Origin of the sequence: Qipengyuania sp., from assembly GCF_043423005.1 — a bacterium.
Classification (GTDB): Bacteria; Pseudomonadota; Alphaproteobacteria; order Sphingomonadales; family Sphingomonadaceae; genus Qipengyuania.
Map to the genome: position 1 here is coordinate 23,898 of NZ_JBHWMI010000087.1, position 6,273 is coordinate 30,170.

6 protein-coding genes, 1 tRNA gene and 1 pseudogene are annotated in these 6,273 nt (G+C 66.2%); 4 read left to right on the plus strand and 4 right to left on the minus strand.

The window, feature by feature from the left end; all coding sequences use genetic code 11:
* Positions 1-11: 11 nt before the first annotated feature.
* Entirely contained in the window at positions 12-1,184 is a 1,173-nt protein-coding gene (locus ACHFFA_RS11885) for an AI-2E family transporter (RefSeq protein ID WP_394271044.1), read from the plus strand.
* Positions 1,185-1,247: 63 nt separating this feature from the next.
* Here ACHFFA_RS11885 and ACHFFA_RS11890 read toward each other — a convergent pair whose 3' ends face one another.
* Positions 1,248-1,859: a superoxide dismutase gene (locus ACHFFA_RS11890; protein ID WP_394271045.1), complete on the minus strand. Its 612-nt coding sequence runs from the start codon at positions 1,857-1,859 to the stop codon at positions 1,248-1,250.
* Between the two features lie 160 nt (positions 1,860-2,019).
* Here ACHFFA_RS11890 and glmM point away from each other — a divergent pair, with 160 nt between their 5' ends.
* A complete protein-coding gene (glmM, locus tag ACHFFA_RS11895) occupies positions 2,020-3,357 on the plus strand; it encodes a phosphoglucosamine mutase (RefSeq protein ID WP_394271046.1) in 1,338 nt (445 codons plus the stop codon).
* Complete coding sequence (gene thiD / locus ACHFFA_RS11900; protein WP_394271047.1) at positions 3,354-4,169, plus strand: bifunctional hydroxymethylpyrimidine kinase/phosphomethylpyrimidine kinase; 816 nt, start codon at positions 3,354-3,356, stop codon at positions 4,167-4,169. The genes glmM and thiD overlap by 4 nt, the downstream gene beginning before the upstream one ends.
* Here thiD and ACHFFA_RS11905 read toward each other — a convergent pair.
* Together ACHFFA_RS11905 and ACHFFA_RS11910 are read right to left on the minus strand one after the other, a co-directional pair.
* The gene (locus ACHFFA_RS11905; protein ID WP_394271048.1) at positions 4,130-5,038 is read right to left on the minus strand and encodes an LOG family protein; all 909 of its coding nucleotides are present in this window, start codon (positions 5,036-5,038) and stop codon (positions 4,130-4,132) included. The two genes, thiD and ACHFFA_RS11905, sit on opposite strands and share 40 nt — an antisense overlap.
* Positions 5,039-5,081: 43 nt before the next feature.
* A tRNA-Trp gene (locus tag ACHFFA_RS11910) sits at positions 5,082-5,157 on the minus strand.
* Between the two features lie 101 nt (positions 5,158-5,258).
* Here ACHFFA_RS11910 and aat point away from each other — a divergent pair.
* Positions 5,259-5,945, plus strand: coding sequence for a leucyl/phenylalanyl-tRNA--protein transferase (aat, locus tag ACHFFA_RS11915; RefSeq protein ID WP_394271049.1), 687 nt, complete (start codon positions 5,259-5,261; stop codon positions 5,943-5,945).
* On the opposite strand, the pseudogene ACHFFA_RS11920 reads toward aat, so the two are convergent.
* Positions 5,897-6,273: pseudogene (locus ACHFFA_RS11920) on the minus strand (DUF2155 domain-containing protein); the annotation flags it as partial. The gene aat and the pseudogene ACHFFA_RS11920 sit on opposite strands and share 49 nt — an antisense overlap.

Consider the following 6,273-nt stretch of genomic DNA (forward strand, 5'->3'; position numbering starts at 1 on the left):
TTCGCAAGGCGGTGATCGAGCCGCCGCCCACCGGTGGATCGCCTGAGGCGGAGCGCGACGCACCGCGCGGCGGCATGAGCGTGGCGCAGCAGGAACTGCGCCTGATGTCGGCGCTGGTCGTGCTGATCGGCATGGGCCTGTTCCTGGCGCTGCCGTTCGTCCTGTCGATCGGTTCGGTGGTGTTCCTGCCGGTGGTGACCGCCGTCGTCCTGACCATCGTGCTCTCGCCCCTCGCTGACCGGCTGTATGGCTGGGGCGTGCCCAACGGGTTGGCCTCGCTGCTGGCGCTGATTGTGTTCTTCGCAATTCTGGTCGCCGCACTCGGCCTCATCCTGCAACCGGCCGTGGCCCTGTTCGACGGAGTGCCCGTGCTGCTGCGCCAGGTCGGTGCGCGGTTCAGCCAGTTGCAGGACGAATTCGCCTGGATCGGGCAGCTCAACCGCCAGCTCGCCGAGATGATGAAAAGCTCGGAATCGCGCGAGGTTGTTCTCGCCTCGCCCAGTTTCCTCGAAGAGCTGGCCTTCGCCACGCCCAGCGTCGTCATCGAGGCGGTGCTGACCCTGCTGATGGCCTATTTCCTGATCGAGGCGCGGGTGCGGATGCGCCAGCGGCTGCTGCTCGGACGGGCCAGTTTCGGCAGCAGCATCAAAGCCGCGCGCGTGCTGCGCGAAGTACAGGACCGCGTGGCCGCCTATATCCTCACCGTGGGCTGGATCAACGCGCTGGTCGGCGTGGTCGTCGCGCTCGGCGCATGGCTGCTCGGGCTCGAGGCGCCAATCATGTGGGGCGGGCTTGCCGCGATCCTCAATTTCCTCCCCTATATCGGCCCCATGCTCATGATGGCGCTGCTCGCCCTGTTCGGCATCGGGACCAGCGAAACGGTCCTTGTCGGATTGATACCGGCGCTGGCCTATCTCGGGCTCCACACGCTCGAGGCGAATGTCTTTACCCCGTCGATCCTCGGCGCGCGCTTCACCGTGAATCCGGTGATGATCCTTATCGCGCTGTCCTATTTCACCTGGATCTGGGGCGTGCTGGGCGCGCTGCTTTCGGTGCCGATCCTGCTCATTCTTGCAGCACTGTTCGATCACATCGGGCGGCCCAACCTCATCGGCTTCGTCTTTGGCGAGCCACTGTTTCCCGAAGCCCTGGTAAGCGTCGGGGACGACGATCCGGCACCCTGAAACGCAAAACGCCCGCCACCCTCGACCGGGCGGCGGGCGTCGTTCAGCCTGCCGGCGTGTCGATCAGCCGGGATATTCCCAGGTCTTGCCGCGGGTCAGGTTCTCGGCGGCAAAGCTCCAGTTGAGCTTGTCCATCACCGCATCGAGATATTGCGGGCGAGCATTCTGGTGATCGAGATAATAGGCGTGTTCCCACAGGTCGATCACCAGCAGCGGATTGACGCCCTGCTGATCGGCCAGCGTATCGCCGTCATGGGTCTCCTCGATCGACAGCGCGCCGTTCTTCTCGGCCAGCCAGACCCAGCCGCTGGCGAAATGGCCGGCGCCGCGTTCCTTGAGCTGTTCGATCAGGGCATCGACCGAGCCGAAGGACTGGTCGATCATCGAACGCAATTCGTTCGACGGGTTCGAGGCGGTCGGGCTCAGCGAGTACCAGTAGAACCCGTGGTTCCAGCTTTGCGCGGCGTTGTTGAACAGGCCCTGGTTGCTCCCCCGTGCGGCGGCAATGACCTCGATCAGCGAGCCGTTGGCGTGATCGCTGCCTTCGATCGCGGCGTTGGTCTTGTCGATATAGGCCTTGTGGTGCTTGCCGTGATGGTAGCTCAGCGTCTCGGCCGAAACCGCCGGTTCCAGCGCGGTGTCCGGGTATGGGAGATCGATCAGCTTGAATGCCATGAGGGGTTCCTTCCGAAGTGGCGGGGTGGGTTTGCTTGACTAACGAGCAGGCGGGGCAACGGTTGCATCGCAGTGCTTCGCGGCGAGAAAAGGGCAGATGTCGCTTCCCTTCCCCCGGCGCCGGCGGCACAAGCGCGGCATAGCACAGGCAGGGCAGACGATGGCACGCAGGTTTTTCGGTACCGACGGCATTCGCGGGCGGACCAACGACGGGGTAATGACCGCGGCGATGGCGATGAAGGTGGGGCAGGCGGCGGGCACCCATTTCCTGCGCGGCGGCCACCGGCACCGCGTGGTGATCGGCAAGGATACGCGGCTGTCGGGCTACATGATGGAAAGCGCGCTGGTCGCCGGCTTCACCAGCGTGGGCATGGACGTGGTCATGACCGGGCCCCTGCCGACGCCGGCGATCGCTCTGCTGACCCGCGAAATGCGCGCCGATCTGGGGGTGATGATCTCGGCCAGCCACAACCCGTTCGAGGACAACGGCATCAAGCTGTTCGGTCCCGACGGGTTCAAGCTGTCGGACGAGGCGGAACTGGCCATCGAACGCCTGCTGGAGGACGATCCGCCCCTGGTCGATGCGGCGCGGATCGGGCGGGCACGCCGGATCGACGATGCCCGCGGGCGGTATATCCATGCGGTCAAGCAATCGGTCTCGAGCGATATCCGCTTCGACGGGCTGAAGGTGGTCGTCGATTGCGCTCATGGTGCCGCCTACCAGGTCGCACCCGCAGCGATCTGGGAACTGGGCGCGGAAGTCATCGCGATGGGGGTCGAGCCCAACGGCACCAACATCAACCGCGAGGTAGGCTCCACCGCGCTCGCCGCGATCTGCACCCGGGTGGTGCAGGAGAGCGCCGACATCGGCATCGCGCTCGACGGGGATGCCGACCGGCTGATCGTCATCGACGAGCAGGGCCAGCCGGTCGACGGGGACCAGATCATGGCCTTGATCGCGACCCGCCTGAACGCCCGCGGCGCGCTGCGCGGCGGCGGCGTGGTAGCCACGGTGATGAGCAACCTCGGCCTTGAACGCTACCTCGAAACGCAGGGCCTGACGCTCGAGCGCACCAAGGTCGGTGACCGCTACGTCCTCGAACGGATGAAGGCCGGCGGATACAATGTCGGGGGCGAACAGTCGGGTCACATGATCCTCCTCGATCACGGCACCACCGGCGACGGGACGTTGGCCGCCATGCGCGTGCTCGCCAGCCTGGTTCGCAGCGGCAAGCGTGCGAGCGAGGTGCTGCATGTTTTCGACGCCGTACCGCAGCTTCTGAAGAACGTGCACTATTCCGGCAACGACCCGCTGAGGGACGAAGCGGTCAAGGCGTGCATCGCCGAGGCCGAAAGGGAGCTTGCCGGTTCCGGCCGCCTAGTGATCCGCGCATCCGGCACCGAGCCGGTGATCCGCGTGATGGCGGAAGGCGACGATGCCGCGCAGGTCGAACGGGTGGTCGACCGGATCTGCGACGCGGTGGCGCGCGCCGCATGACCCGCCCGCCCCCGCGCGTGCTCGCCATCGCCGGGTCCGACAGTTCGGGCGGCGCCGGCATCCAGGCCGACATCAAGACCATCGCCATGCTCGGGGGTTATGCGATGACGGCGATCACTGCGGTAACGGCGCAGAACACCCTTGGCGTTCAAGGCGTCGAGGCGCTGCCGCCAAGTTTCGTCGTGCAGCAGGTCGACAGCTGCCTCGCCGACATCGGCGCCGATGCGATCAAGATCGGGATGCTGGGCGCGCCGGAAACCGCCCGGTTGCTGGCCGACCGGCTGGATCATTTCGCCGGCCCGATCGTGTTCGATCCCGTCATGGTCGCGACCAGCGGTGCGGCACTGGCCGACGATCGGACGATCGCCGCGTTCGCCGCGCTGATGGACCTTGCCACGGTGGTGACGCCGAACCTGCCCGAACTTGCCGCGCTGACCGGGGCAGACGCGCTCGAAGGCGAGAGGATCGTCGAGGCGGCCGCCGCACTTGCCCGGCGGCATGATACCATGGTTCTGGCCAAGGGCGGGCACGAGAACGAAAGCGAGGTGATCGACCGGATCGTCGCCCCCGATGGCCGGATCGCCAGCTTTGCCCACGGCCGGATCGACACCCGCCATACCCATGGCACCGGCTGCACCCTCTCGTCAGCCGTAGCGACACTGCTGGCGCACGGCCAGCCGCTGACCCATGCGGTGCGGCTGGCGCGGGCCTTCGTCCGCGCGGCGATCAAGGCAGCCCCGGGGTTTGGCGCGGGCAACGGCCCGCTCGGCCATCAGGCGGTCCGGCTGTCGTCCAGCGACGGCAGATCGTAGAACGCGGCAATGTGATCCCAGGCTTCTTCCGCGGTTTCGCACCACCGGAACAAGTCGAGGTCGCGGCGCGAGATCGTGCCTTCGTCCGCCAGTGCGTCGAAATTCACCACCCGTTTCCAGAAGGCCTCGCCGAACAGCAGGATCGGCATCGGCTTCATCTTGCCGGTCTGGATGAGGGTCAGCAGCTCGAAGAATTCGTCGAACGTGCCGAACCCGCCGGGAAACACCGCCACCGCCCGCGCGCGCAGCAGAAAGTGCATCTTGCGCAGGGCGAAGTAATGGAAGTTCAGCGACAGGTGCGGCGTGACATACTCGTTCGGCGCCTGCTCGTGCGGCAGGATGATGTTGAGGCCGATCGATTCGACGCCCACATCGCTCGCTCCGCGATTGGCCGCCTCCATGATAGACGGCCCTCCGCCCGAACACACGACGAACTGGCGCTGCCCGTTCTCGGTGATCGCCTGTTCGCTGGCGATCCGCGCAAGCTTGCGCGATTCCTCGTAATATCTGCTCTTGGCGACAAGATTCTCGACCACCCGGCGCTCGTCCTCGGGCAGGTCTTTCGCTCCGGCCAGCGCGGTCTCGCAGGCATCGGGCGGGGGGATGCGGGCCGAACCGTAAACCACGAGGGTCGAGCCGACGCCGGCTTCCTCGAGCAGCATCTCGGGCTTGAGCAGTTCGAGCTGGAACCGCACCGGGCGCAGTTCTTCACGCAGCAGGAAATCGGTGTCCTGAAACGCCAGCCGATAGGCCGGATGCGCGGTCTGCGGGGTCTGGTGGGGTGCCTGCTTCTCGAATTCGGCTTCGGTTTCGGCGGGATAGAACTTGCGGCTGGTAAGATCGCGGGTCGCGGACGGGTCATCGGTCATGCCGCGCGCGTTAGGGGGCGCGGCGGGCCGCGACAAGCGGCAATGGCAGGGGTGACAGGATTCGAACCCGTGGCCCTCGGTTTTGGAGACCGATGCTCTACCAGCTGAGCTACACCCCTGCAGCCGAGGGGGCGCATTAAGCCGAGCGACGGGGCATTGCAAGCCGGTTGCAGCTATGGTCGGGAGCCGTTGCGCGATCCTGCACGTTAGGGCAATGCCGATGCACACCCCGCCCCGCCCGCCTCCAATTCCGGTCGATCTGCTGCTGCGCGCCTATCGCTGCGGGGTCTTTCCGATGGCCGACTTCCGTGACGATCACGAGGTCTACTGGGTCGAGCCGAAAGAGCGCGCGATCATCCCGTTGGACGGCTTTCGCCTCTCCCGTTCGCTTCGCAAGGTCATCCGGCAGGATCGGTTCGCGGTTACTTGCGATCACGCCTTTGCCCAGGTCATCCGCGAATGCGCCGCCCCGCGCGAGGAGCACGCCGAAAGCTGGATCAGCCACCGGATCGAAAACAGCTATCTCGCGCTGCACGAGGGCGGCCATGCCCATTCGATCGAAGTCTGGCAGGACGGGGTTCTGGTGGGCGGGCTCTATGGCGTCGCATTCGACCGGGTGTTCTGCGGCGAAAGCATGTTCAGCCGCGTGCCCGCTGCCAGCAAGGTCGCGCTGGCGTGGCTGGTGGCAGCGATGCGCGCGGCGGGCTATGTTCTGCTCGATTGCCAGTTCATGACCGACCACCTCGCCACTCTTGGAGCGGTTCCGATCTCGCAGAACGACTACGTCGCACGGCTGTCGGAGGCGGCGGGCTCGCCCTCCTCGTCATTGCCTGAGGCGGCATCGCGGTTCGCTGCCGGTTCTTCGCCCGGGAAACTCATCGCGCAATCCTTGACCCAGACATCGTAGACCGGATGTTCGACCACATTGAGGCCCGGCGCATTCTTGAACAGCCAGCCGGAGAAAATCTTTCTGAACGAGCCGCGCGCCCCGCGTTCCTGCACCATCACCTGGACGAAGGCGCCGGTTTCAGGCGGGATTTCCCACGGCGCGGTGCGTTCGCATGATTGCAGCCTGACGATCACCTCGCCCACCCGGCGCGCCTCGCCGGGCTTGAGCGTGATGTCCTCGGAAAGATTGTTGCGCTTGTTGAGCAGGCCGAGCGTCGCCACGCGCTGCGCCAGCGGGGTGCCGACGCCCGCGCCCGCGCCGGCCGGGGCGGGTTGCCGGACACAGT

Excerpts from the sequence above, each read along its gene's own strand:
- ACHFFA_RS11905 (WP_394271048.1), bottom strand. The coding sequence starts at position 5,038 with ATGACCGATGACCCGTCCGCGACCCGCGATCTTACCAGCCGCAAGTTC.
- glmM (WP_394271046.1), top strand. The coding sequence starts at position 2,020 with ATGGCACGCAGGTTTTTCGGTACCGACGGCATTCGCGGGCGGACCAAC.
- aat (WP_394271049.1), top strand. The coding sequence starts at position 5,259 with ATGCACACCCCGCCCCGCCCGCCTCCAATTCCGGTCGATCTGCTGCTG.
- thiD (WP_394271047.1), top strand. The coding sequence starts at position 3,354 with ATGACCCGCCCGCCCCCGCGCGTGCTCGCCATCGCCGGGTCCGACAGT.
- ACHFFA_RS11890 (WP_394271045.1), bottom strand. The coding sequence starts at position 1,859 with ATGGCATTCAAGCTGATCGATCTCCCATACCCGGACACCGCGCTGGAA.